Here is a 25993-nt window from a genome sequence, read left to right on the forward strand (position 1 = left end):
TATGAAATCGATAAGGAAATTTGAAATGTTGAAAAATCATTTATTTAATAAACGTAATAAATGGAGTATAATAATCGCATTCGGATTATTAAGTACTGCTACAGGTTGTAAGAAAGATCTGTTGGATGCAACATCCAACACGCAAGTCCCGGAAGATAAAATGTGGACTACAGATAATTTTACGGATTTAGGTGTCAATGGTGTGTATCAGGCGTTGAGACAAGGAATCAGTACCGGAGGGACGAATCACAGAGAACTGTATCAATATGACAGGTTATCAAATACACTTATTCCCCGAGATGCTGATCCGCTATTGAATGCAACCGCCAATCCGTCTACTGCGCTATTCGGAGATGTGTGGAGAGAGTTGTATGAAGGAGTCCACCGGGCAAATGATGCGATATACGGAATAACAAATATATCTCCGTCAGCTACTGAAAAAAAGGCAAAGCTACTGGCCGAAGTAAAATTTTTAAGAGCATTTCATTATTACAGATTGAATCAGTTATATCGTGGAGTGCCTATATATGATACACCGATAAGCTATAATGAAGCGACCAAACCAAGGAATACGGAGCAGGAAGTCTGGACTTTTATTCTGAAAGATCTGACGGATTGTATTAATGAACCTAATCTGCCAGCTAAATTCCCTGCAGGAAGCAGTAATTTCGGTCGTATCACAAAATCTGCCGCTTATGCATTACGCGGTAAAGTGTATATGTATCTGCAGGACTGGGATAAAGCAATTGCCGATTTTCAGGCAGTCAAGGATGCCGGCCATAAGCTGTTTGCAGATTACAAAACATTGTTTACTGCTGTCAATGAGAAATCTGACGAAATGATTTTCTCTATTCAGAATATTGCTGTAAACGGATATGGTTCCACGACTCAGTTTTATTTCGGCTCCCGCTCTGCTTTCGGTTCCAACTGGGACAGCTATCTGGTGAGTCCTGATTTTGTGGATCTGTATGAGAATAAAGATGGCAGTAAATTCAACTGGGATGATATTATTGCGGGCTACAACGCGATGGATCCGGCAAAACGTGAAATTTACTTCGTGCGTAATAATGTTCAGCAAGTTGCAACAGCGAATAACAAACCTGCTAAGTATAATGATTTGGTCGCAAAGGGACTAGATTTTGGTCAGTATTTGAATAACGGAAATGAGGATAGACTGAAAAATGCATATGCCAATAGAGATCCTCGTCTGTCAGCCAATATTATTTTGCCTTATTCTACTTTCGTTGGTATGAATGGAAGTGCTAATCAGACTTTCACGTCCCGATGGCCACATATTGAACAGTTGAATAATGTCTTTGATCTGCGAACGGATATAGAGAGCCAGTTTTATTATTTACCCAGAAAGTTTGTGTATGAAGGAGGAGCGCCTCCGATTCCGAACCGTACCTCCGGAGATATTGATTACCCTGTGATCCGTTATGCTGACGTATTACTATTATGGGCAGAAGCGCTTAATGAAAAAGGAGAAACCGGTACTGCAGCAGATAAGGTAAATGAAGTAAGAGCCAGAGCAGGAGTAGGATTGTTGAACAGCTCGGCTGCTACTACCGTTGCCGGAAAGGATGACTTAAGAATTCGTATTCAGAATGAGCGACGCAGAGAGTTGTTTGCGGAAGGCGTAATCTACTTTGATGAGCTTCGTTGGAAAACGTTGAAAACTCAGGTATTTGCATCTAAAAGCGGAAATAAACAACCCTGGGGAGCTGTAGTAAACCCTTATACATATCTGGGAGATCAGTTACTGGTATGGCCAATTCCTGAAACTGAAAGACAACGTAATACAGCGTTGACGCAAAATAACGGTTGGTAATAATATAAGTAAAAGTCTGAAACACAGATGTTACAATGTCTGTGTTTCAGATTTCTCTATCTATTGAAAAACTTGTTTATATTGATATTCCAAATGTCCGTTCATCGGCAGATATCAATTAATCATTAATGTAAACACTAAAAATGAAAAGAAGATCATTATTGCAGTTACTTGGGGGTATAGGGGTTGGAGCAATGATTCCGACAGTGTCCGTAAAGGCAGACAGATCAGTATTGAACATCGCTAAGGAAGGATTAAATGACCGGGAGTACTGGGTTTCCCTGTTGGATAAGATGGCAGCCCCGATACTGGATAATATCAGTAAACAGCAGTTGCGTAAAAGCATGCCTATGGAAGTGAGTCCCATTTTTGATTCACGGGATCCGGGTGTAGGCTATCTGGAGGCTTTTGGCCGGCTGATGTCCGGTCTGGCTCCGTGGCTGGCACTTCCGGCAGATAACTCATCAGAAGGAAAACTTAGGGAGAAAAGAAAAAAGCAGGCTTTATTAGGTATTCAATATGGGATGGATCCAAATTCTCCGGATTATTTCACATGGAACACCAAATCGTCGCAGCCGCTGGTGGATGCAGCATATCTTGTACAGTCTTTTATGCGTGCACCTAAAGCCCTGTGGGAACCCTTGCCGGACAGCACAAAGGCAAATGTGATTAAAGAGCTGAAAGGCTTACGACGTGTAAAACCAAATGAAAGCAACTGGTTGCTGTTTGCTGCGATGACGGAAACATTTTTATATAAAATAGGTGAAGAATGTGTCCGTGAAAAGATCGATTATGCCATTCAGAAATTTGATCAGGATTGGTATGTCGGTGACGGATGGTATAGTGACGGAGCATCTTTTAGTTTTGATCATTACAATGGTTATGTTATACATTCTATGTTAGTGGATGTGCTGCGGGAAAATATTCCTGCAGATAAAAAATATCAGACCCTGTATGACCGGGCTTATAAACGAATGCAGCGGTATGCCCATCATCTCGATAGAATGATCTCCCCGGATGGTTATTTTGTAGTTGTAGGTCGTTCATCAACGTATAGGAATGCAGCTTTTCAACCCTTGGCTCAGCTTATCTTAGAGCAAAAATTGCCTGAAGATCTCACTTATGGACAACTGAGAGCTTCCCTGACGGCTGTTAAGAGGCATGTTTTTGTCGAAGGAACTTTCTCTTCAAAGGGCTGGTTAACAATGGGGCTGGTAGGAAACAGGCAAAGCAATCTGGCAGATTACTATACTAATGCAGGTAGTATGTATATGGCTTCCTTATCTTTCCTGCCGCTTGGATTACCTGCCGATCATGAATTCTGGACAACCCCTGCACAGGAGTGGACTTCCCAGAAGGTCTGGAAAGGTGAGCCATTCCCTAAGGATTATCATGTTACATATTAAAACCGTATTTCTATATTATGAATTTAAAATCAACGCACTTATCTCCATTATTTTTATTTGTAACACTCGCTCTGGCGTTTTCAGTTAACGCACAACAACGAAAAGCTCCTACACTTCAATTAACAGAAGCTTTTGTTAATGAACAGCTGCAGGATGCGGCTAAACAGATCAAATTTTTAGAATCGAATATTAAAGAATCAGATATTCCTACAACATATAAAGACGGTAAATATGTGAACTGGGGTTCCGGATGGTGGTGTTCCGGATTTTATCCCGGTACAGCACTTTACCTCTATGAAGGAACACAGGACAAAGCTTTATTAGACATCGGTTTGTCAAAGCTCAAGTATCTGGAGAAAGAAAAGAATAACAAAACTACACATGATCTTGGTTTTATGTTATTCTGTAGTTTCGGTAATGCATTGCGACTTACAGGTGATTCTGCAAAATACAAAGAGATACTTTCTACCGGAGCGGAGTCTTTGGCAAGTCGTTTTAATCCTGTAACAAAGACTATCCGTTCATGGGATGGTAAGCAGTGGTCATATCCTGTCATTATTGATAATATGATGAACCTGGAGTTTTTATCACAGGTTTCAAAAATAACGGGCAATCCTAAATATTTAACCATTGCGGAGACCCACGCCAATACCACCTTGAAAAACCATTTCAGAAAGGATTACAGCTCCTACCACGTGGTAGACTATAATAAGGAAAACGGTGAAGTTATTGCCAAGAAAACAGCTCAGGGCGCTTTTGATGAATCGGCATGGGCTAGAGGACAGGCCTGGGCATTATATGGATATACCATGATGTATCGGGAGACAAAAGATAAGAGTTATCTAAATCAGGCACGTCATATCGCAAAATTTTATTTGACTCATCCCAATCTTCCGGCAGATCTGGTACCTTACTGGGATTTTGATCAGAATAAATTACCGGCAGATAGTAAATATATTCCTTATAAAGATCTGAGAGATGTATCCACAGCGGCAATAGTTGCTTCAGCACTATTAGAACTGAGTACATACACCAAAGCAAAAGAAAGCCGTAATTATATTACAAAATCCGAAAAAATGATTCAAAGTCTTTCAGAAGCACCTTACAAAGCTGCTTATAAAGATAATGGCGGATATATCCTGAAGCACAGTGTAGGTTCAATTCCGCATAATACAGAAATTGATGTCCCTTTGACTTATGCAGACTATTATTACATAGAAGCATTGATCCGTTACGACCGGTTATTAAAAGGAATGTCTATCATAAAAGAATAACACAGATATCGTATTTTCTAAGTTACAAAGCTAATCTGCATGATCTGCTTTGTAACTTAGTTATATAAAGAAGCCTATCCAAATAAACCATTTTATGAGAAATCTATATAGTTTACTATTCTTGATCGTTGGTTTGATCCATAATATTGAAGCGCAGCAAACTTCTGTATACCAGCCAAAGGTTCAGCTTGCAAAACTGGGACAGACCATTTATGAAGGAGTTTTTACCGGAAACGGCTTGCTCGGAACGATGACATATCTTATAAAGGATAGTGTAGTACGGATCGATCTGGGGCGAACGGATGTGTATGATCACCGCAAGGATAAAGACAATCTGCTGATCCATAAAGCCCGTCTCCCTGTTGGTCATCTGGAATTGCTGCTGGAAGATGCCCGTATCACAGCGAGTCAGGGAGAGATGAACCTTATGGATGCGGATGCTACAGCTGGAATAAGCACCAGTAAAGGAAATCTGAGGATTAAATCGCTGACATTATCTCAGCAGAATATAATTCTCATTGAAGTGGATGATAAGGACTTTACAGGTAAATACAAACTATCATGGAAAGGAGAGCTGGCAATCAGTCCACGAACTTTTTTTGTAAAAGGTACAGCCGAAGAATATGATCTTAATCCCGCAGGAAAAGAAACAACACAGGGAGATTTAACAGTCTACAATCAGCCATTACTAGCAGGAGGAGGCTATGCCGTAGTTTATAAAACGAAGCAGATACCAAATGGTAAATATATTGTAGCAAGTATCGGGTATAGCCAATCTTCTGACACCTATATAAAAGAAGCAATACAACTTGTTGAAGGATGGAACCCTAAAAATCAAAAGGCGATACAAATGCATCGGCAATGGTGGCAAAACTATTTTGCACAATCCCGTTTACAGATTCCGGATGCCGAGATGCAGCAATTCTATCAGATGCAGTTGTATAAATTAGCGTGTGCTACCCGTAGAGACAAACCTGCGATTGATCTGCAAGGGCCATGGACAGCTCCTACTCCGTGGCCGGCCTATTGGCACAATCTAAATATTCAATTGACCTATTCGCCTGTATATACAGCCAATCATCTGGATATTTCAGAATCCTTGCTCGGTATGATCAATAAAAATGTAGTGAATCTGTCAAAGAATGTGCCTCTGCCCTATAGAAGTGATGCTGCAGCTATCGGAAGATCATCCTCACCCGATATGTTAAGCCCGGTTCCGTTGAGATTAGAGAACAAAACAGATATTCCTGCAATAGCACAGGCCGAGCTTGGTAACCTGACCTGGATGCTGTATTATTATTATCAGCATTACAGGTACAGTATGGATGCCAAAACAGGCAATACTCTGTTCCCAATTCTTAAGCGTTCTGTCAATTATTATTTACACCTTTTAGAGAAAAATGAAGACGGGAAATATCACATCGGAGTGAAAACATATTCTCCGGAATATCCTAACGGGTATGGATATGATACCAATTATGATCTGGCTATTTTGCGTTGGGGGCTGCATGCATTGATTTCAATGGATAATGATCTGCATAAGCAAGATCCGTTTCTTGCAAAATGGAAAGAAGTGGCTTCAAATTTAATTGATTTTCAAAAAGATCAGCATGGATTTAAGATAGCCAGAGATATACCTTATGCGACTTCCCACAGACACTATTCACATCTGATGATGATCTATCCGTTTTATGAGATCAATTGGGATCAGCATGAAAACAGAACTCTGATCCAGAATTCTATTGATCACTGGCAAAGTATGAATACGGCATTACAGGGATACTCCTATACCGGATTAGCTTCTATGAAAGCCATGATGGGAGATGGTGATGCCGCCAGAAATGCAGTAAGAACACTGTTGAAAAAATATGTCAAAGCCAATACATTGTATGCAGAGACGGGGCCTGTTATCGAAACTCCGTTATCAGCCATGGCCAGCATACAGGAAATGTGTGTCCAGTACTGGAACGGGCAGGTGAGAGTATTTCCGGCGATACCAGATGACTGGCAAGATGTTTTCTTCGAAAATTTCAGGACGGATGGTGCATTTCTTTTATCTGCTGTGCGGAAACATGGGAAGAATAAGACGCTTACTATCCGTAGTGAAAAGGGAGGGAAAATACAGGTCAGACCTAATCTTTCCGGAAAAATAAGCTGGAAGAAAAAAGGTAAGGTGAATCTGATTCAAGAATCTGATGCCGTCTATGAATTTGAAATGGAGGCACAGGCAGAGGTACAATTGATCGCAGACGAATAGCCGGTTTGCTTGAAAACATCATATTTATCCCTTACTACAATCTTTATTTCACGATAACGATTTCGTAATAATGTATAGCCAGTTCATAAAATATCAGATATATTTATCGGGAAAAATCAAAATAAACCTGTTATCAACATCTGTTTGTTAACACCGATACATAAATTTTAAACTGAAATTTTTAAACATGAATGTTAAGTCACAAGCCCTTGCTTTAGTTTTTCTCTCTCTTACTATAATGTCACCTTCTTTTGGTCAGAAGAAATCTGCCCTCCGGTTGAGCTCTTCATTTATTGAACAGAACCTTAAAGATGCGGCTAAGCAGATTAAAGTACTGGCAAACCAGACCCCGGAAGATAAATTTCCAAAGACCTTTGAAAACGGAAAGGAAGTGTTTTCAGGATCAAGCTGGTGGTGTTCCGGCTTCTACCCGGGTACGTTACTTTATTTATATGAAGGAACAGGTGATAAGTCATTATTGAATTACGCTGAAGAAAAGCTGAAATTTCTTGAAAAGGAGAAGAATAATAAGGGTACGCATGACCTTGGATTTATGCTGTATTGCAGTTTTGGAAATGCATTACGCCTTACCGGTGACTCCAGCAATTATAAAGAGGTGTTGGTTACCGGAGCGAATTCGCTCTCTTCACGTTATAATCCCACGACTAAGACTATTCGCTCATGGGATCACAAACCCTGGCATTATCCTGTGATCATTGATAATATGATGAATCTGGAATTCCTGACTCAGGCTTCCAGAATCACTGGGGATCCCCAATATTATAATATAGCAGTTACACATGCCAATACTACGTTAAAAAATCACTTTAGAAAAGATTACAGCTCTTACCACGTGATTGATTATGATAAGGAAACCGGAAAGGTGATCGCTAAGAAAACCCATCAGGGTGCCTTTGATGAATCGGCATGGTCAAGAGGGCAGGGCTGGGCGCTGTATGGTTATACCATGATGTACCGTGAAACAAAAGATAAAAAGTATCTCAATCAGGCACGAAATGTCGCGAAATATATATTGACAAATCCCAATCTTCCAGCAGACCTAATACCTTATTGGGACTTTGATAAGGATAAGATACCTGCAGACAGCAAGATGTATAAGAATAAAGATCTGCGTGATGTGTCTGCTGCGGCGCTGTATACTTCCGCATTGTTAGAGCTTGCACAGTATACAAAAGGTAAAGAATCTGCAGAATATATGGAAAAAGCAGAGAAAATCCTTGAAAATCTCTCGACAGCTCCTTATAAATCAGCATACGGAGAGACTGGAGGGTATATCCTGCAACATAGTGTAGGCGCTATCCCGCTTAATTCTGAAGTAGATGTGCCATTGACTTATGCTGACTATTATTATGTGGAGGCATTGGTGAGATATCAGCGCTTGTTAAAAGGTGAATCTATTATTAAGGAATAAGCGATATTTCTCTTTGAATAGGATAGCGGAAATTTTGGAGACAAAGTTTCCGCTATTTTTTTATTGGGGATGTGGGAAAAGGGAAATAAAAAAAATAATTCACTAATTATTTGATAGTTAAAGAAATGTTTGTACTTTTGCAATCCCTTTAATGGGGATAGTATGTCTTGAGCGAAGCCCTACTGCTTCGAAGGACTTTAATTAATTAATTTATAACATGTCAGGAATTATTGGTAAAAAAGTAGGAATGACCAGCCTGTACAATGAAGAAGGAAAGAATATTCCTTGTACAGTAATTGAGGCTGGACCGTGCGTGGTTACGCAGATACGTACGGAAGACAAAGATGGCTATTCCGCTGTTCAATTAGGCTTCGGTGAAGCTAAAGAAAAGAACACGACAGCATCTTTAAAAGGGCATTTTGCAAAAGCAAACACAACGCCTAAGCGTAAGTTGGTAGAATTTAAAACTTTCCCAGACGAAAAACAACTTGGTGATGTAGTTGACGTTACTATTTTTGAAGAAGGCGAGTACGTAGATGTAGTCGGTACTTCAAAAGGTAAAGGTTTCCAAGGTGTTATGAAGCGTCACGGATTTGGTGGTGTAGGAGGTGCGACTCACGGTCAGCACAACAGACTACGTGCTCCAGGTTCATTAGGTGCTTCATCTTGGCCTTCACGCGTATTCAAAGGTATGCGCATGGCAGGTCGTACAGGTGGTGATCGTGTAAAGGTTCAAAACTTACAAGTGTTGAAAGTTTATGCTGAGCAAAACCTAATCGTTGTTAGTGGTTCCATTCCAGGAGCTAAAGGTTCTTATGTAATCGTAGACAAATAGGAAGATGGAAGTTAAAGTTTTAAATTTATCAGGTAAAGAAACAGGTGCCAAGGTGCAACTTCCTGAGTCGGTATTTGGGTTAGAGCCTAACGATCATGCGATTTATTTAGATGTTAAACAGTATTTGGCTAATCAACGTCAAGGTACCCACAAATCTAAACAACGTAACGAAATCGCGGGTTCTACTCGTAAATTACACAAACAAAAAGGTACTGGTGGTGCCCGTGCGGGTAGCATCAAATCTCCATTGTTTAATGGTGGTGGTCGTGTATTCGGTCCTCAACCTCGTGACTACAGTTTCAAATTGAACAAAAAATTGAAACAATTAGCACGTAAATCTGCATTAAGCTACAAAGCAAAAGAAAACAATATCGTTGTTTTGGACGCAGTTAGTTTTGATACCATCAAAACAAAAAACTACGTTAGTTTGGTAGCTGCATTAAATGTTGCAGACGAAAAAACTTTGTTGGTATTGCCAGCATATGACAATAATGTTTATTTATCAAGCAGAAACTTGAAAAAAGCAAAAGTAGTATCAGCAGATCAGTTGAATACATATGATGTATTGAACGCTACTAAATTGTTATTGACAACAGATTCTGTTAAAACTTTGGAGGAGGCATTCGCTAAGTAATATGGAAATTATCAAAAAACCTATCTTAACTGAGAAAGCTTCAACTCTAACGGAAAAATTCAACCGTTATGCTTTCAAAGTGGATCACAGAGCAAACAAAATCCAAATTAAAACGGCTGTAGAAGCTATGTTCGGCGTAACAGTTGTTGCGGTTAACACTGCAGTAGTTGCTGGAAAAGCAAAAAGTCGTTACACAAAAGCAGGTTTTGTTTCAGGCAGAAGCCCTAAGTATAAAAAGGCCATCGTTACAGTTAAAGATGGTGAAACTATTGACTTTTACAGTACTATATAATTAGAAATGGCAGTTAAAAGATTCAAACCGGTTACCCCAGGTACGCGCTTCAGAGTAGGCGCAGATTATTCTGATGTAACTACAAACGTTCCTGAAAAATCGTTAGTAGTAAAAATCAAGAAATCAGGCGGTCGTAATAACTCCGGTAAAATGACTATGCGTTATCTCGGTGGGGGACATAAAAAATCATACCGATTAATAGATTTCAAACGCGATAAAAAAGATATCCCCGCAACAGTAGCTACAATCGAGTACGATCCAAATCGTACTGCACGTATTGCATTATTACATTATGCAGACGGTGAAAAACGTTACATCATTGCTCCAGCTGGATTAACAGTTGGTCAGACAGTGGTTGCAGGTGAATCAGTAGCCCCAGAAATTGGTAACACTTTACCATTAGCAAAGATTCCTTTGGGTTCTATCATCCACAACATCGAATTGAACCCTGGTCAAGGTGGTTCAATCGCTCGTAGTGCTGGTACATATGCTCAGTTATCTGCTCGTGATGGTAAATATGCTATCATCAAATTGCCTTCGGGTGAGACACGTATGATCTTATTGACATGTGTTGCTACCATTGGTTCAGTATCGAACCAGGAGAAATTTAACCAGGTATTGGGTAAAGCAGGTAGAAAACGTTGGTTAGGTCGTCGTCCTCGCGTTCGTGGTGTGGCTATGAACCCGGTAGATCACCCTATGGGTGGTGGTGAGGGCCGTACTTCAGGAGGTCACCCTCGTTCACGTAATGGCGTATTAGCTAAAGGCTTCAAAACACGCTACAAGAAGAAAACATCGAATCGTTACATCATTGAGAGAAGGAAAAAATAATGGCTCGTTCAATTAAAAAAGGTCCTTATATCGATCACAACTTAGAAAGAAAAGTTCTTTCTATGAATGAAACTAACAAAAAGTCAGTTATCAAAACATGGTCTCGTAGATCAATGATTTCACCTGATTTTGTTGGCCATACCTTCGCAGTGCACAACGGGAATAAATTTATCCCTGTTTATGTAACAGAGAATATGGTTGGTCACAAACTTGGTGAATTTGCGCCTACGCGTACATTCAGAGGTCACGCAGAAAAGAAAAAATAATAGGTAATGGAAGCAACAAGAAAACTTAAAAAGTCTGTTTTAATTAAACAGCGCAAAGAGCAGGAAAAAGCTCAAATAGGAGGAGCTTCTACTGCCAAATTATTAAACTGCCCTACTTCTCCGCGCAAAATGCGTTTAGTAGTGGACTTAATCCGTGGCGAAAAAGTAGAAAACGCTTTATATATTCTTAAGCACTCTAGCAAAGAAGCTGCAAGCCGTGTAGAAAAATTATTACTATCGGCAATCAAAAACTGGGAGGCTCACAATGAAGGCCAGTCAGTAGAAGATAGCGCTCTTTTTGTAAAAGAAGTGTCTGTAGGCGGAGGTCGCCAATTGAAAAGATTGAGACCTGCACCTCAAGGCCGTGGTTACAGAATTCGTAAACGCTCTAACCATGTAACTTTGGTAGTAGATAGTTTAAATAACGTAAACAACTAATATTTAGAAGAATGGGACAAAAAGCAAATCCAATAGGTAGCAGATTAGGAATCATCAAAGGATGGGATTCTAATTGGTTCGGAGGCAACAACTATTCCGATAAATTGGTTGAGGACGAAAAAATCAGAAAATATCTTTCTGTTCGTATCGCAAAAGGTGGAGTAGCAAAAGTTGTTATTGAAAGAACTTTAAAACGCATCACTGTAACTGTACATACAGCACGCCCAGGTATCGTTATCGGTAAAGGCGGTCAGGAAGTTGACAAGATCAAAGAAGAGTTGAAGAAACTGACTAAAAAGGATGTTCAAATCAATATTTTCGAGATCAAACGTCCTGAGTTAGATGCTAAATTAGTAGCTGAAGGTGTAGCTAAGCAATTAGAAGCACGTATTTCATTCCGTCGTGCAATGAAAACAGCTATCGCATCTACAATGCGTATGGGTGCTGAAGGTATCAAAGTAATGTGTTCTGGTCGTCTTGGTGGTGCTGAAATGGCACGTACTGAGCAGTACAAAGAAGGAAGAACTCCTCTTCACACATTGCGTGCAGATATCGATTATGCATTAGCAGAAGCATTGACTACTTACGGTAAAATCGGTGTTAAGGTGTGGATCTGTAAAGGTGAAGTATACGGTAAACGTGACTTGTCTCCTAACATTGGTCAGACATCTAACGTAAAAACACGTGGTGGAAACGAAGGTGGTGAACGTCGCGACCGTGATAACAACAACCGTAAAGGTGGTCGTGGTGGAAACAACCGTGGTGGAAACAACAACCGTGGCGGTAACAACAACCGTGGTGGTGCAAATAGAGGTTAATTAAGTTTAATAGATTACAACAAATGTCCACCAGTTGGTGGATTAAATAAAATACGAACATGTTACAGCCAAAAAGAACGAAGTTCAGAAAGATGCAGAAAGGCCGTATGAAAGGTAACGCTTCACGTGGAGCAGAGTTAGCTTTCGGGTCATTCGGTATCAAATCACTGGAGCCAGCATGGATCACCAGCCGCCAGATTGAGGCAGCGCGTATTGCCGTAACACGTTACATGAAACGTGAAGGTCAAGTTTGGATCCGCATTTTTCCTGACAAACCTGTTACCAAAAAACCTGCAGAAGTGCGTATGGGTAAAGGTAAAGGTGCTCCAGAATACTGGGTAGCAGTAGTACGCCCAGGCCGTATGTTATTTGAAGCAGAAGGTGTGCCTTTGGAAGTTGCCAAAGAAGCTTTACGCCTAGCAGCTCAAAAACTACCGGTTCAAACTAAGTTTGTGATACGTAGAGATTACGTTGAAGCATAAAAATAGTTGGTAATGTCAATAGTTTAGCCTTACGGCCGTTACCCGTAAGGCATCATATAAACAGAATTGATAACCCAGCATAACAACTGAAACAAAATGAAAAATTCAGAAATTTTAGAATTATCAACAGAGGAATTAGCAGCTCGTCTTTCAGAAGAAAAAGCTGCCCTTAGCAAATTGAAATTTGCACATGCTGTTTCTGCAATTGAGAACCCTAACGTAATCAAAGCAGCTCGCAGAACAATCGCTCGTCTTAATACAGAGTTGAGTGCTCGTAAAGCTGCCGCTAAAAAAGAAACAGCCTCTGAGGCATAAAATTTAAGTCGAAATGGAAAGAAAATTAAGAAAAACAAGAATCGGCTTAGTAGTTAGCAATAAGATGGACAAGTCTATCGTAGTGACTGTAGAACGTAAAGTGAAACACCCTATCTACGGTAAGTTCGTTAAAAAAACTACTAAATTTAAGGCTCATGACGAAGAAAATACCTGCGGTATCGGCGATACGGTATTAATCATGGAAACACGTCCATTGAGCAAAACTAAGAATTGGAGATTAGTAGAAATTTTAGAAAGAGCTAAATAATGGTACAACAGGAATCAAGACTAAATGTAGCGGACAATAGCGGTGCTAAAGAAGTTTTAGTAATTCGTGTATTGGGCGGTACGCGTAAGCGTTATGCATCGATCGGTGATAAAATTGTTGTTACCGTGAAAAGCGCTTTACCTTCAGGAAACGTGAAAAAAGGTTCAGTTTCTAAAGCTGTAGTAGTTAGAACGAAAAAAGAAATTCGTCGTAAAGATGGTTCTTACATTCGTTTTGATGACAATGCTGCAGTATTGTTAAATAATAATGATGAGCCACGTGGAACACGTATCTTTGGCCCGGTTGCCAGAGAATTACGTGAGAAGCAGTTCATGAAAATTGTATCACTAGCACCGGAGGTTTTATAATTATGGCACAGAAAACAAAAACAACTCACAAAATCAAGATTAAAAAAGGTGATTTAGTGAAAGTTATCGCTGGTAACTCTAAAGGTGTTCAAGGAAAAGTATTACAAATTTTGGTGGATGCTAACAGAGCTGTAGTAGAAGGCGCTAACATCGTTAAAAAACACACTAAACCAAGTGCGGCTAACCCTAATGGTGGTATCATCGAGAAAGAAGCAGGTATTCATATCTCTAACTTAGCGTTGATCGATCCTAAGACCGGAGCACCTACACGTGTAGGCCGTAAGGTTAATGAAGATGGAAAAATTGTTCGTGTAGCAAAAAAATCAGGGGAGGAAATTAAATAATGACTTACGTACCAAGATTAAAAGTGAAATATGCGGATGAGATCCGTACTGCACTTAAAGAAAAATTTCAGTATAAAAGCGTTATGCAAGTTCCTAAACTTGAAAAAATCGTTATCTCACAAGGTATCGGTGGCGCTACTGCTGACAAAAAGTTAATTGATAATGCTATCGCTGAGTTAACCCTTATTTCAGGTCAACAGGCAGTTGCAACTAAATCGAAGAAAGATATCTCAAACTTCAAATTACGTAAAGGTATGCCTATCGGTGCACGTGTTACTTTACGTGACAACAACATGTTTGAGTTCTTAGATCGTTTGATCGCTGTATCTCTTCCTCGTATCCGTGACTTCCGTGGTATCAATGATAAAGGTTTCGACGGTAGAGGTAACTACAACTTAGGTATCACTGAACAAATCATCTTCCCTGAGATCAATATTGATAGAATCAATAAAATCCAAGGTATGGATATCACATTTGTGACTAGTGCAAATACTGATGTTGAAGCTCTTGAATTGCTTAAACAATTCGGTTTACCATTCAAAAATCAAAATACGAACAACAATGGCTAAAGAAGGATTAAAAGCACGCGAAGTAAAACGTGCAAAATTGGTAGCAAAATATGCTGATAAACGCGCTGCCCTTAAAGCAGCCGGAGATTACGAAGCATTAGATAAATTGCCAAAGAATGCTTCTCCGGTACGTTTACACAACCGTTGTAAACTAACTGGACGTCCTAAAGGATATATGCGTCAATTCGGTATCTCTCGTGTAACTTTCCGTGAGATGGCGTTAGACGGAAAAATCCCGGGAGTAAAAAAAGCTTCTTGGTAATCAAAAAAAATATTTACTTTTGCCCCGGTAAACCGTAAACTGGTTTACCAGGGTTTTTTGTTTTGCATTTTTTAACCGACAAAAGGTCTAGGACTCGGAAGAGTCTGTGGAAACCATTGTCACAATTTTATATATAATGAATACAGATCCAATAGCGGATTACCTTACACGAGTAAGGAATGCCATCAAGGCCAACCACAGGGTTGTTGAAATTCCTGCATCGAACCTTAAGAAAGAAATTACCAAAGTTCTTTTCGACAAAGGTTACATTGCTAACTACAAATTCGAAGACAGTGCAGTTCAGGGAACAATCAAAATTGCATTGAAGTACAATCCAATTAGCAAAATTCCGGCTATTCGCACATTGACTCGTGTGAGTAAACCTGGTTTAAGAAAGTATGCAAGTGTTGACAACTTACCTCGTGTTTTGAACGGACTGGGTATCGCAATCTTATCTACTTCTAAAGGAGTAATGACAGATAAAGAAGCCCGTGTTCAGAATGTTGGCGGAGAAGTTTTATGTTACGTTTATTAATCTAGGAAAAACACACAGAGATGTCAAGAATTGGAAAAGCGCCAGTCGCTATACCTGCTGGAGTAACTGTTGCGGTATCTGACAAAAATTTAGTTACTGTAAAAGGCCCAAAAGGTGAATTATCACAACAAATTGATCGTGACATTAAAGTTGCTCAGGAAGATGGTAACATCGTAGTAACTCGTCCAACAGATCAGAAAAAACACAAAGCATTACACGGATTGTACCGTTCTTTATTGAACAACATGGTAATCGGTGTTACAGAAGGTTACAAAACTACACAAGAGTTAGTCGGTGTGGGTTACCGTGCTTCAAGTAATGGTAATACATTAGAGTTAACATTAGGTTTCTCTCACCAGATCGTTTTTGTATTGCCACAGGAAATTAAAGTATCAACTACTGCTGAGAAAGGTAAAAACCCTACTATCACATTAGAATCTATCGACAAACAACTGATCGGTCAAGTTGCAGCGAAAATCCGTAGCTTCCGTGCACCAGAGCCATACAAAGGTAAAGGTATCAAGTTTGAAGGTGAAGTTTTAAGAAGAAAAGCAGGTAAATCAGCTAAAAAATAATAACCATGGCAGGACATAAATCAAGTCGCAGAGAGCGAATCAAAAAAGGAATAAGAAAACACCTTGCTGGATCAGCTGAGCGTCCACGCTTATCAGTTTTTAGAAGTAACAAAGGTATCTATGCTCAAATCATCGATGACGTAGCAGGCGTAACATTAGTTTCAGCTTCAAGCGCATCTAAAGATTTCGCAGCATCAGGTAACAAAGTAGATCAATCTAAAGCTGTTGGTAAATTGGTGGCTGAAAAAGCAGTCGCAGCAGGTATTAATAAAGTAGTTTTTGACCGTAATGGGTACTTATACCATGGCCGTATCAAATCTTTGGCTGAAGGTGCTCGCGAAGGCGGTTTAGACTTTTAATCAAAAGAAGAAATGGCATTAAGCAATATAAAAAGAGTAAAATCAAGCGAGATTGAACTAAAAGATCGCTTAGTAAGTATCCAACGTGTAGCAAAAGTTACTAAAGGTGGTCGTACTTTTAGTTTCTCAGCTATCGTAGTAGTTGGTGATGAAAATGGTATCGTAGGATACGGACTTGGTAAAGCTAAAGAGGTAACTGAAGCAATTACTAAAGGTATCGATGACGCTAAGAAGAACTTGGTAAAAGTTCCTATCATCAAAGGTACTGTACCTCACCCTCAGTATGGTAAATACTCAGGTGGTTCAGTATTGATCAAACCAGCAGTTCACGGTACAGGAGTACTAGCCGGTGGTGCAATGCGTGCAGTATTGGAGAGTGCGGGTATCACAGACGTATTGGCAAAATCATTAGGTTCTTCTAACCCACATAACGTGGTAAAAGCAACTGTTGACGCTTTAGCTAATATGCGTGACGCTTATACAGTGGCACAGCACCGCGGTGTCGATTTAAATAAAGTATTTAACGGTTAATTATCATGGCAAAAATCAAAATCACCCAGATAAAGAGCGTTATCGACAGAAGCGAGCGCCAAAAGAAAACTATTGAGGCATTAGGTTTGAAACGTATCAACCACTCAGTAGAAGTAGAAGCTACACCATCCATCATCGGAATGGTAAGAAAAGTGAATCACTTAGTAGCTATCGAAGCAATTTAATTTTGACTTTGGAAAGAGCATCACACTCTTTCCATTGCATTTTTATTTATTATCTCATCGTTAGGACCTGTTTAGTGAGAGCGAAGGCCTGACACAATTTAGTTTTAAAATGAACTTAAGTAATTTAAGACCAGCAAAGGGTTCAGTAAAGAGTAGCAAACGTATCGGTCGTGGTACAGGATCAGGCCGTGGTGGTACATCTACACGTGGTCACAAAGGAGCGGGTTCCCGTTCTGGTCACAGTACTAAAATCGGTTTCGAAGGTGGTCAAATGCCTTTGCAACGTCGTGTTCCTAAATTTGGTTTCAAAAACATTAACCGCGTAGAGTACAATGGTGTAAACCTTGACGCTGTACAGGCTCTGATTGAGAAATTCAATTTGACAACTGTAGACTTTGAAGCATTAGTAGCTCACGGTTTAGCATCTAAAAATGATAAAGTAAAAATTTTAGGTCGTGGTGAGTTAACAGCTAAAGTTGAAGTTAAAGCACACGCTTTCTCCGCTACTGCTCAAAAAGCTATTGAAGCAGCTGGTGGTTCTATCGTTAAACTTTAATACATGAAGAAACTAATCACAACCTTAACCAATATTTGGAAAATTGAAGATCTGCGCAATCGTATCCTGAATACATTGCTTTTTCTTCTGATTTACCGTGTTGGATGTCATATAGTATTACCAGGAGTTAACCCTGCTGCTTTAGCTTCAGGCCACAAAGAAGGCCTTTTAGGGTTGTTGGATATGTTTGCGGGAGGATCATTCTCCCGTTCAGCTATTTTTGCTCTCGGAGTAATGCCTTATATCTCGGCATCCATCGTTGTCCAGTTACTGGGCATTGCGGTACCTTATTTCCAGAAAATGCAAAAGGAAGGAGAGTCTGGTCGTAAAAAAATGAATCAGATTACTCGTTATCTGACATTGGCAATCACGCTTGTTCAGGCTGTCGCTTACGTGAAAACGCAAATCGAACCAGGCGCAAGAATAATTGCTGATCCGATGTTTACGATCCTTTCTACTTTTGTTTTGACTGCAGGTACTTTATTCGTGATGTGGCTCGGGGAGAAAATTACGGATAAAGGTATCGGTAATGGTATCTCATTGATTATCATGGCAGGTATTATTGCACAATTACCAAGTGGTATTACAGCAGAATGGGTAACGCGTATGAGCCCTAACGGTGGTGGACCTATTCCATTGTTGTTGGAGTTCCTTGCTTTATTCTTTGTTGTTATATTTACCATTTTGATTGTTCAGGGTGTTCGGAAGATACCTGTACAATATGCTAAGAAAATCGTAGGTAACAAGCAAGTAGGTGGTGTAAGACAGTACATTCCTTTGAAAGTGAATGCCGCTGGTGTAATGCCAATCATTTTCGCTCAGGCGATCATGTTTGTGCCTATGTCATTAAGCCAGTTTTTCCCTGGTATGCAATCTGACTTTTTAACTTCTTTAAGTAACTATACTTCTGTAGCGTATAATGTGACTTTTGCAGTGTTGATCATTGCGTTTACATTCTTCTATACAGCGATTATGGTTAACCCTCAGCAAATGTCTGAGGATATGAAGAAAAACGGAGGATTCATTCCCGGAATCAAACCTGGATATGATACAAACCTGTATATCGACAGAGTGATTTCTAATATCACTTTCCCGGGAGCAGTGTTTCTTGCTATCATTGCAATATTGCCGGCAATTGCGAGTTTATTTGGAATCAATAATCAATTTGCCCACTTCTATGGAGGTACGTCATTGTTGATTTTGGTTGGTGTGGTATTGGATACTTTGCAACAGATCGAAAGCCATTTGTTAATGCGTCATTACGATGGATTGATGAAAACAGGCCGTATCAAAGGGCGTTCTACGTCTGCGACGGTTGAAGGTATTGATCAGTCAGCAATATAATTTTCTTTAGCATGTCTAAAGTATATTACAAATCAGAGGAAGAAATAGAGCAGGTGCGTAAATCAGCAGATGTGCTGTCGCAGTTGCTTGGTGAAGTAGCCAAGGTTATCAAACCTGGTATCACCACCTTATCTCTTGATAAATTAGCTTATGATTTTATCCATGATAATGGAGGGACGCCAGCGTTTCTAAATTATCATGGATTCCCATACTCACTTTGTATTTCTGTTAACGATCAGATTGTTCACGGATTCCCGAGTGAGTACGTCATAAAAGACGGTGATTTGGTTTCTGTAGACGGAGGTGTAAACCTCAATGGTTTTATCAGCGATTCTGCTTATACTTTCGGAGTCGGTGAGATCAGTGCAGAAGCTCAGCAGCTGTTGGATGTGACAAAGGAATCATTAAATCGCGGAGTTGCGCAGGCAGTGGCGGGAAAACGAGTAGGAGATATCTCTTCAGCAGTTCAGGAATATGTCGCTCCTTATAACTATGGTATTGTCAAAGAACTGGTAGGTCATGGTGTAGGATTTCACCTGCATGAAAAACCTGAAGTGCCAAACTATGGTAAAAGAGGATCCGGACCTAAATTAGAACAAGGATTGGTCATTTGTATCGAACCGATGATTAATGCAGGAAAGGCCGGAGTGAAATTCTGGGATGATGGCTGGACAGTGAGTACTGTCGACGGAAAGTTATCCGCACACTTTGAACAAATGGTGGCAATACGTAAGGGAGAACCTGATGTGTTGTTGACATTTGAACATGTAGAGAAAGTTTTGAACAAAAAGTAATTGATTTACAATTATTTTTATTTATCTTTGCACTCCTGTTTGTGCAGGCTATTTAACAGTTAATAATCAAGAATATATGGCTAAACAAGCCTCAATAGAACAAGATGGAATAATTAGAGAGGCACTTTCTAATGCAATGTTCAGAGTAGAGTTGGAAAATGGGCATGAGATTATTGCTCACATTTCAGGTAAAATGCGGATGCATTATATCAAAATTCTTCCTGGAGATAAAGTAAAATTAGAAATGTCTCCTTACGATTTAACTAAAGGACGTATTACTTACCGTTACAAATAGGTAATACAGGCTTGGTTTACAGCTTTTAAAAATATAGATCATGAAAGTAAGAGCATCAATAAAAAAACGCAGCGCGGATTGCAAAATCATCCGTCGTAAAGGAAAAGTTTTTGTAATTAACAAAAAGAACCCTAAGTACAAGCAACGTCAAGGGTAATTATTAAAAATAATCGCTTAATAATATATGGCAAGGATAGCAGGTATAGATTTACCTAAAAACAAAAGAGGTGTGATCGGCCTTACTTATATTTTCGGTATTGGTCGCCAAACAGCGACTTATATCTTAGATAAGGCAGGAATCAGTGAGGACGTTAAAGTTCAGGACTGGAATGACGATCAATTAGCAGCAATCCGTACAATCATCAATGACGAATTGAAGGTTGAAGGTGCTTTACGTTCAGAAGTTCAATTGAACATCAAACGTCTGATGGATATCGGTTGTTACCGTGGATTACGTCACCGTAAACATTTACCTGTTCGTGGTCAACGTACTAAAAACAACACACGTACCCGTAAAGGTAAACGTAAGACAGTTGCAAACAAGAAAAAAGCTACTAAATAATAATTAAGAAATGGCTAAAACTAAAAAAGCTACAAAAAAACGTATCGTTGTTATTGAGTCTGTTGGTCAAGCTCACATTAACGCAACGTTCAACAATATCATTGTAACTTTGACAAACAACCAAGGTCAGACTATTTCTTGGTCAAGCGCTGGTAAGATGGGCTTCAGAGGTTCTAAAAAGAACACTCCGTATGCAGCTTCTCAAGCAGCTTCTGACTGTGGTAAAGTTGCGCATGACCTGGGATTGCGTAAAGTTGAAGTATTCGTTAAAGGACCTGGTGCAGGACGTGAGTCTGCAATCAGAACATTACAAACTGTAGGAATCGATGTGACTACTATCAAAGATATCACTCCACTTCCACACAACGGTTGTCGTCCTCCAAAACGTAGAAGAGTATAATAATTTTAAAGATAAGATTCGTCAGCTATAGGTTGACTGATACTTTAAACGAAACAAAAAATGGCTAGATATACAGGACCTAAGTCCAAAATTGCCCGTAAATTCAGAGAGCCGATCTTCGGCCCAGATAAAGCGCTAGAAAAGAAAAATTATCCTCCAGGCCAACACGGTCCATCAAAGCGCAGAGGAAAACAGTCTGAATATGCTATTCAGTTGTTAGAGAAACAAAAAGCAAAATACACTTACGGTGTATTAGAGCGTCAGTTTTCAAACTTATTCGTGAAAGCTGCAGCTAAACATGGTATTACAGGTGAGAACTTCTTGAAATTATTAGAAGCTCGTTTAGATAACACTGTATACCGTTTAGGTATCGCTCCTACTCGTGCTGCTGCCCGTCAGTTAGTATCTCACAAGCACATCACTGTAAATGGTGGTGTTGTTAATATCCCTTCATACAGTCTGCGTCCAGGTGATGTGATCGCTGTACGTGAGCGTTCACAGTCTTTAGAAGCTGTAACTACTTCAATAGAAGGTAGAAAGATTAACAAATTTGCTTGGTTAGAGTGGAATGCAAATGAGTTCAAAGGTACTTTCTTAAGTTACCCTGAAAGAACTGATATTCCAGAGAACATCAAAGAGAACTTAATCGTAGAGTTATACTCTAAATAATAAATAAAGATAGGATCATGCATAATCATACGGTTATGCATTATCCTGTTTGTATACATAAGTATTATTACAAATAAAACTTTAATAGAAATTAAATGGCAATTTTAGCATTTCAAAGACCGGATAAAGTTATCATGCAAAAATCAACTGATTTTGATGGTACGTTCGAATTTCGTCCATTAGAACCAGGATTTGGCGTGACAATTGGTAATGCTTTGCGCCGTATTTTATTGTCCTCATTAGAAGGATATGCAATTACGTCGATAAGGTTTTCAGGAGTTTCTCATGAATTTTCTACTATTAAAGGTGTAGTAGAAGATGTAACTGAGATTATCTTGAACTTGAAGCAGGTTCGTTTCAAAAAGACTGGTGAACAAGGTGATAGCGAAAAAATATTTGTAGTAATCAATGGGCAAGAGCAATTCTTAGCCGGCGATATCACTAAATTCTCTAACAATTTTACAGTTCTTAATCCTGATTTTGTTGTTTGCAACATGGATAGCTCTGTAACTATTGAAGTTGAATTGAGCGTTGCTAAGGGACGTGGATATGTTAATGCTGAGGAGAATAAAGTAACGGACGGACCAGTAGGTCTGATCGCGATCGACTCTATCTTTACTCCGATTAAGAATGTTAAATATACCATTGAGAACTACCGTGTAGAACAAAAAACTGACTACGAGAAATTGTTGTTAGACATCACTACTGATGGTTCTATTCACCCAGAGGATGCTTTGAAAGAAGCAGCTAAGATTTTGATCCAACACTTCATGTTATTCTCTGACGAGAATATGCTATTGGAATCTCAAACAAAAGAAGAGACTAAAGTAGTAGACGAAGAAATCTTACATATGCGTAAGATCCTTAAAACGGAATTAGTAGATCTTGATCTTTCAGTTCGTGCATTGAACTGTCTTAAAGCTGCAGATATTCGCACATTAGCAGAGTTAGTTACATACGACGTTGCTGATATGTTGAAATTCAGAAACTTTGGTAAAAAATCTTTAAGCGAAATCCAGGAATTGGTAAAATCGAAAGGTTTATCATTCGGAATGAACTTGTCTAAATTCAAGTTAGACGAAGAATAATAATTAATTTAAATTAAGCGACCTGTTGCATAATTCCCCTTAGCGGGATGGATGAACCGGAGGAACCTTAAAAGATAATTCATACAAGAGTCTTTTTAGAATTCCGGGTCTTTATTCAGAAAAAGGACGGTATGCACAAACAACATTAAAAAAATGAGACACGGAAAAAAAGTAAACCACTTAGGCCGCACTGATAGCCATAGAAAAGCGTTATTAGCAAACATGGCTACATCATTGATCAAACACAAACGTATTACTACTACTCTGGCTAAAGCTAAAGCATTACGTACTTATGTTGAGCCTTTGATCACAAAATCAAAAGACGATACAACTCACTCACGTCGTACAGTTTTCTCTTACCTGAAAGATAAAGATGCTGTCACTATCTTATTCCGTGAGATCTCTGAGAAAGTAGCAAATCGTCCGGGTGGTTACACTCGTATCATCAAAATGGAAAATCGTCTGGGTGATAATGCTGAAATGGCATTCATCGAGTTGGTAGACTACAATGAAGTATACGGTGCAACAGCTGCTACGGAAAAGAAAACTACTCGTCGTCGTGGTGGTAAGAAAAAAACTGAAGGTGCAGAAGGTGCTACTGAAGAAAAACCAACAGCGAAAAAAGCAGCTAAAGCAGAAGTTAAAGCTGATGATTTGACTATCGTAGAAGGTATCGGTCCTAAGATCGCTGAGATCTTGGTAGGTGCAGGTATCGACACATTTGCTAAATTAGCTTCAGCAGAAGTTTCTAAAATCGAAGAATTACTGGCTGAAGCTGGTTCGAACTACAACACTGCAGTTCCTACTACATGGCCTGAGCAGGCACAATTAGCTGCTGACGGTAAATTCGAAGAATTGGAAAAACTTAAAGCAGAATTGGACGGCGGTAAAAAAGCTGAATAATTTTAAGCCATAACGGTACATAAAAAAGTCCTCTTATATTCAAGAGGACTTTTTTTGTGTCTTTAATTGTCCTCAATTAGTTTTTACTTATTTATATTTGTATCTCATTCTGGGGTGGGTACATCCTTATTTTTACTTAAATCATAAATGGACTTATTTAACGTTTATCCCATTAATCCGATCAACATCGTAAAGGCACAAGGTTCTACGGTGTGGGATGCAGCAGGAAATGCTTATTTAGATCTGTATGGTGGACATGCAGTCATTTCTATTGGACACACTCATCCACATTATGTGCGACGATTGACGGATCAGCTTAATGAGATAGGTTTTTATTCCAATTCTGTCGAAATCCCGATTCAAAAAGAACTGGCTCGCTTACTGGGAGAAGTGTCCGGCAAAGCAGACTATCATCTGTTCTTATGTAATTCAGGAGCTGAGGCAAATGAAAATGCATTAAAACTGGCTTCATTCTATAATAAGCGCAAAAAGATAATCTCTTTCACGAAAGCATTTCACGGGCGTACATCTTTGGCAGTGGCTGCTACGGACAATCCGAATATCGTGGCTCCGGTGAATGAAACAGATAATGTGGTATTTCTTCCATTTAATGATGAGCAGGCACTGCAACAGGCTTTTGACTCCTTCGGTGAAGAAATATCTTCTGTGATAATAGAAGGCATACAAGGCGTTGGTGGTATACAGGAAGCTTCTGTTCCATTCCTGAGATTGATCAGATCTTTATGTGATCAGCATAATGCGGTATTCATCGCAGATGCAGTACAGTGTGGTTATGGACGTACAGGATCTTTTTATTCTCATGACTATGCAGGTATTGATGCTGATATATATACAATGGCCAAAGGTATGGGAAATGGTTTTCCGATAGGAGCGATCAGCATTGCTCCGAAGTTTAAAGCTGTCTTTGGGATGTTAGGGACAACTTTCGGTGGAAATCATCTTGCATGTGCAGCTGCAGTGGCTGTGCTTGAAGTAATAAAACAGGATAACCTGTTAAAAAATGCAGCGGAAATAGGTCAGTATCTGATAACGGAACTGAAAAAAATAGACAGAATCAAAGAAGTAAGAGGAAGAGGGTTAATGATCGGTATAGATCTTCCGGAAGAACTATCGACACTCAAAAAAGAACTTCTGGAAAAAGAAAAAATCTTTACCGGTGAAGCTAAACCAAACGTAATCCGTTTACTTCCGGCATTGAATATAACAAAAGCGCATGCTGATCAATTTTTGGAAGCATTTGATAGAACATTAAAAGCCCTTTAGAATAATAGCATATGAACAAGTTTTTTTCAGTAGACGATATTCCGAATCTCTCCGAGGCTGTTAAGGAAGCATTAGCACTAAAGGCTAATCCAAATGCCAATGAAGATCTGGGAAGACATAAAACACTGGGTTTAGTTTTTTTAAATCCAAGTTTACGTACCCGTTTGAGTACCCAAAAAGCAGCAATGAATCTGGGTATGAATGTCATGGTCATGAATATGGACAAAGATGGCTGGGCTCTGGAGACACAGGATGGTGTTGTGATGAATGGTACTACAGTAGAGCATATCCGTGAAGCTGCTGCAGTTATGGGTGAATACTGTGATATCTTGGGGCTGCGTTCTTTTCCTAAGTTGAAAGACAGAAAAGAAGATTACAGCGAAGATCTGTTCAGCAAGTTTATGAAATATTGTGCTGTACCCGTTGTTTCGTTGGAAAGTGCAACCAGACACCCTTTGCAAAGTTTGACGGATTTGATTACGATCGTAGAGCATTGGAACAAGCCGGGTAAACCGAAAGTCGTGTTGACATGGGCACCCCATGTAAAAGCATTGCCACAGGCTGTCCCTAATTCTTTTGCGGAATGGATGTGCAGAGCTCAGGAAGAAGGTCTGCTGGACTTTACGGTTGTACAACCGGAAGGTTATCAGCTAGCCAAAGAATTTACGGAAGGAGCTACCATCTCTACCAATCTTAAAGAAAGTCTCAAAGATGCAGACTTTGTATATGTCAAAAACTGGTCTTCTTATGAAGATTACGGAAAGGTATATCCTATAGAGGAAGACTGGATGATGGATAACAAGAAGTTGAAGCTTACAAATGATGCGAAGGTAATGCATTGCCTTCCGGTAAGACGGGACCTTGAACTGTCTTCTGAGATTTTAGACGGGCCCAATTCACTTGTTATTAAAGAAGCAAGCAACAGAGTATGGGCTGCTCAGGTGGTTATCAAAAGAATGTTGGAAAATTTAAAGAAATAAAACGAAAGCAA

General features: G+C 39.5%; 36 protein-coding genes. All 36 read left to right on the plus strand.

The window, feature by feature from the left end:
• The first annotated feature begins 1 nt into the window (after position 1).
• The 36 genes from B4B65_RS02945 to B4B65_RS03120 all read left to right on the plus strand — a co-directional run bounded on the left by B4B65_RS02945 (position 2) and on the right by B4B65_RS03120 (position 25982).
• Positions 2–1831, plus strand: a complete 1830-nt coding sequence (locus B4B65_RS02945; RefSeq protein WP_293913248.1) for a RagB/SusD family nutrient uptake outer membrane protein — start codon at positions 2–4, stop codon at positions 1829–1831.
• Between the two features lie 143 nt (positions 1832–1974).
• Positions 1975–3237, plus strand: a complete 1263-nt coding sequence (locus B4B65_RS02950) for a DUF2264 domain-containing protein (RefSeq protein WP_293913249.1) — start codon at positions 1975–1977, stop codon at positions 3235–3237.
• Between the two features lie 17 nt (positions 3238–3254).
• Positions 3255–4511 carry a glycoside hydrolase family 88 protein gene (locus tag B4B65_RS02955; protein WP_293913250.1) on the plus strand — a complete coding sequence of 419 codons (1257 nt, stop codon included), beginning with the start codon at positions 3255–3257 and terminating at the stop codon, positions 4509–4511.
• 94 nt (positions 4512–4605) lie between these two features.
• Positions 4606–6768 carry a glycosyl hydrolase family 95 catalytic domain-containing protein gene (locus B4B65_RS02960; protein WP_293913251.1) on the plus strand — a complete coding sequence of 721 codons (2163 nt, stop codon included), beginning with the start codon at positions 4606–4608 and terminating at the stop codon, positions 6766–6768.
• Between the two features lie 187 nt (positions 6769–6955).
• Positions 6956–8200 (plus strand): glycoside hydrolase family 88 protein, encoded by a 1245-nt coding sequence (locus tag B4B65_RS02965; RefSeq protein WP_293913252.1) that lies wholly within the window; start codon positions 6956–6958, stop codon positions 8198–8200.
• 217 nt (positions 8201–8417) lie between these two features.
• Entirely contained in the window at positions 8418–9035 is a 618-nt protein-coding gene (gene rplC, locus B4B65_RS02970; protein WP_002997500.1) for a 50S ribosomal protein L3, read from the plus strand.
• Positions 9036–9039: 4 nt separating this feature from the next.
• Complete coding sequence (rplD, locus tag B4B65_RS02975) at positions 9040–9669, plus strand: 50S ribosomal protein L4 (protein WP_201681424.1); 630 nt, start codon at positions 9040–9042, stop codon at positions 9667–9669.
• Between the two features lies 1 nt (position 9670).
• Positions 9671–9961, plus strand: a complete 291-nt coding sequence (rplW, locus tag B4B65_RS02980) for a 50S ribosomal protein L23 (protein WP_201681425.1) — start codon at positions 9671–9673, stop codon at positions 9959–9961.
• 6 nt (positions 9962–9967) lie between these two features.
• Positions 9968–10792, plus strand: a complete 825-nt coding sequence (gene rplB, locus B4B65_RS02985; protein ID WP_201681426.1) for a 50S ribosomal protein L2 — start codon at positions 9968–9970, stop codon at positions 10790–10792.
• Positions 10792–11058, plus strand: coding sequence for a 30S ribosomal protein S19 (rpsS, locus tag B4B65_RS02990; protein WP_002997495.1), 267 nt, complete (start codon positions 10792–10794; stop codon positions 11056–11058). Before rplB ends, rpsS begins: the two co-directional genes overlap by 1 nt.
• A gap of 6 nt (positions 11059–11064) precedes the next feature.
• Complete coding sequence (gene rplV, locus B4B65_RS02995; protein WP_002997494.1) at positions 11065–11496, plus strand: 50S ribosomal protein L22; 432 nt, start codon at positions 11065–11067, stop codon at positions 11494–11496.
• 11 nt (positions 11497–11507) lie between these two features.
• Positions 11508–12314, plus strand: a complete 807-nt coding sequence (gene rpsC, locus B4B65_RS03000; protein ID WP_201681427.1) for a 30S ribosomal protein S3 — start codon at positions 11508–11510, stop codon at positions 12312–12314.
• 59 nt (positions 12315–12373) lie between these two features.
• Positions 12374–12796: a 50S ribosomal protein L16 gene (rplP, locus tag B4B65_RS03005; RefSeq protein WP_002997490.1), complete on the plus strand. Its 423-nt coding sequence runs from the start codon at positions 12374–12376 to the stop codon at positions 12794–12796.
• A gap of 96 nt (positions 12797–12892) precedes the next feature.
• Positions 12893–13111, plus strand: coding sequence for a 50S ribosomal protein L29 (gene rpmC / locus B4B65_RS03010; protein ID WP_002997488.1), 219 nt, complete (start codon positions 12893–12895; stop codon positions 13109–13111).
• 13 nt (positions 13112–13124) lie between these two features.
• Complete coding sequence (rpsQ, locus tag B4B65_RS03015; protein WP_003008522.1) at positions 13125–13379, plus strand: 30S ribosomal protein S17; 255 nt, start codon at positions 13125–13127, stop codon at positions 13377–13379.
• A complete protein-coding gene (rplN, locus tag B4B65_RS03020) occupies positions 13379–13747 on the plus strand; it encodes a 50S ribosomal protein L14 (protein WP_002997484.1) in 369 nt (122 codons plus the stop codon). The genes rpsQ and rplN overlap by 1 nt, the downstream gene beginning before the upstream one ends.
• A gap of 2 nt (positions 13748–13749) precedes the next feature.
• Entirely contained in the window at positions 13750–14091 is a 342-nt protein-coding gene (gene rplX / locus B4B65_RS03025) for a 50S ribosomal protein L24 (RefSeq protein ID WP_002997482.1), read from the plus strand.
• Positions 14091–14660, plus strand: a complete 570-nt coding sequence (gene rplE / locus B4B65_RS03030) for a 50S ribosomal protein L5 (RefSeq protein ID WP_003008519.1) — start codon at positions 14091–14093, stop codon at positions 14658–14660. Before rplX ends, rplE begins: the two co-directional genes overlap by 1 nt.
• The gene (gene rpsN / locus B4B65_RS03035) at positions 14653–14922 is read left to right on the plus strand and encodes a 30S ribosomal protein S14 (protein WP_002997479.1); all 270 of its coding nucleotides are present in this window, start codon (positions 14653–14655) and stop codon (positions 14920–14922) included. The genes rplE and rpsN overlap by 8 nt, the downstream gene beginning before the upstream one ends.
• Before the next feature lie 133 nt (positions 14923–15055).
• Positions 15056–15457 (plus strand): 30S ribosomal protein S8, encoded by a 402-nt coding sequence (gene rpsH, locus B4B65_RS03040; RefSeq protein WP_232279786.1) that lies wholly within the window; start codon positions 15056–15058, stop codon positions 15455–15457.
• Positions 15458–15477: 20 nt separating this feature from the next.
• Positions 15478–16032 (plus strand): 50S ribosomal protein L6, encoded by a 555-nt coding sequence (rplF, locus tag B4B65_RS03045; RefSeq protein WP_201681428.1) that lies wholly within the window; start codon positions 15478–15480, stop codon positions 16030–16032.
• Entirely contained in the window at positions 16029–16391 is a 363-nt protein-coding gene (gene rplR / locus B4B65_RS03050) for a 50S ribosomal protein L18 (RefSeq protein ID WP_181876008.1), read from the plus strand. Before rplF ends, rplR begins: the two co-directional genes overlap by 4 nt.
• Positions 16392–16418: 27 nt before the next feature.
• A complete protein-coding gene (rpsE, locus tag B4B65_RS03055; RefSeq protein WP_305888081.1) occupies positions 16419–16922 on the plus strand; it encodes a 30S ribosomal protein S5 in 504 nt (167 codons plus the stop codon).
• Between the two features lie 5 nt (positions 16923–16927).
• The gene (rpmD, locus tag B4B65_RS03060) at positions 16928–17107 is read left to right on the plus strand and encodes a 50S ribosomal protein L30 (protein ID WP_002997468.1); all 180 of its coding nucleotides are present in this window, start codon (positions 16928–16930) and stop codon (positions 17105–17107) included.
• Between the two features lie 109 nt (positions 17108–17216).
• Positions 17217–17663: a 50S ribosomal protein L15 gene (rplO, locus tag B4B65_RS03065; RefSeq protein ID WP_002997464.1), complete on the plus strand. Its 447-nt coding sequence runs from the start codon at positions 17217–17219 to the stop codon at positions 17661–17663.
• Positions 17664–17666: 3 nt separating this feature from the next.
• Positions 17667–19007: a preprotein translocase subunit SecY gene (secY, locus tag B4B65_RS03070; protein ID WP_002997460.1), complete on the plus strand. Its 1341-nt coding sequence runs from the start codon at positions 17667–17669 to the stop codon at positions 19005–19007.
• 11 nt (positions 19008–19018) lie between these two features.
• Positions 19019–19801 carry a type I methionyl aminopeptidase gene (map, locus tag B4B65_RS03075; RefSeq protein ID WP_201681429.1) on the plus strand — a complete coding sequence of 261 codons (783 nt, stop codon included), beginning with the start codon at positions 19019–19021 and terminating at the stop codon, positions 19799–19801.
• A gap of 76 nt (positions 19802–19877) precedes the next feature.
• On the plus strand, positions 19878–20096 hold the full coding sequence (gene infA, locus B4B65_RS03080) for a translation initiation factor IF-1 (protein ID WP_002997456.1): 219 nt from the start codon (positions 19878–19880) through the stop codon (positions 20094–20096).
• Between the two features lie 40 nt (positions 20097–20136).
• Positions 20137–20253, plus strand: coding sequence for a 50S ribosomal protein L36 (gene rpmJ / locus B4B65_RS03085; RefSeq protein ID WP_038702005.1), 117 nt, complete (start codon positions 20137–20139; stop codon positions 20251–20253).
• A 27-nt stretch (positions 20254–20280) separates the two neighbouring features.
• Positions 20281–20658 (plus strand): 30S ribosomal protein S13, encoded by a 378-nt coding sequence (gene rpsM / locus B4B65_RS03090; RefSeq protein ID WP_115169982.1) that lies wholly within the window; start codon positions 20281–20283, stop codon positions 20656–20658.
• Between the two features lie 10 nt (positions 20659–20668).
• Positions 20669–21058 carry a 30S ribosomal protein S11 gene (rpsK, locus tag B4B65_RS03095; protein ID WP_201681431.1) on the plus strand — a complete coding sequence of 130 codons (390 nt, stop codon included), beginning with the start codon at positions 20669–20671 and terminating at the stop codon, positions 21056–21058.
• Positions 21059–21118: 60 nt separating this feature from the next.
• Positions 21119–21727 carry a 30S ribosomal protein S4 gene (gene rpsD, locus B4B65_RS03100; RefSeq protein ID WP_201681432.1) on the plus strand — a complete coding sequence of 203 codons (609 nt, stop codon included), beginning with the start codon at positions 21119–21121 and terminating at the stop codon, positions 21725–21727.
• Between the two features lie 95 nt (positions 21728–21822).
• A complete protein-coding gene (locus tag B4B65_RS03105; protein WP_003008503.1) occupies positions 21823–22815 on the plus strand; it encodes a DNA-directed RNA polymerase subunit alpha in 993 nt (330 codons plus the stop codon).
• 153 nt (positions 22816–22968) lie between these two features.
• On the plus strand, positions 22969–23718 hold the full coding sequence (gene rplQ / locus B4B65_RS03110) for a 50S ribosomal protein L17 (RefSeq protein ID WP_201681433.1): 750 nt from the start codon (positions 22969–22971) through the stop codon (positions 23716–23718).
• Between the two features lie 147 nt (positions 23719–23865).
• Entirely contained in the window at positions 23866–25002 is a 1137-nt protein-coding gene (locus B4B65_RS03115) for an aspartate aminotransferase family protein (RefSeq protein WP_293913256.1), read from the plus strand.
• Between the two features lie 11 nt (positions 25003–25013).
• On the plus strand, positions 25014–25982 hold the full coding sequence (locus B4B65_RS03120) for an acetylornithine carbamoyltransferase (protein ID WP_201681435.1): 969 nt from the start codon (positions 25014–25016) through the stop codon (positions 25980–25982).
• Positions 25983–25993 lie beyond the last annotated feature (11 nt).

The sequence above is a fragment of the Sphingobacterium sp. UBA5789 genome, from assembly GCF_002418355.1.
Lineage (GTDB): Bacteria > Bacteroidota > Bacteroidia > Sphingobacteriales > Sphingobacteriaceae > Sphingobacterium.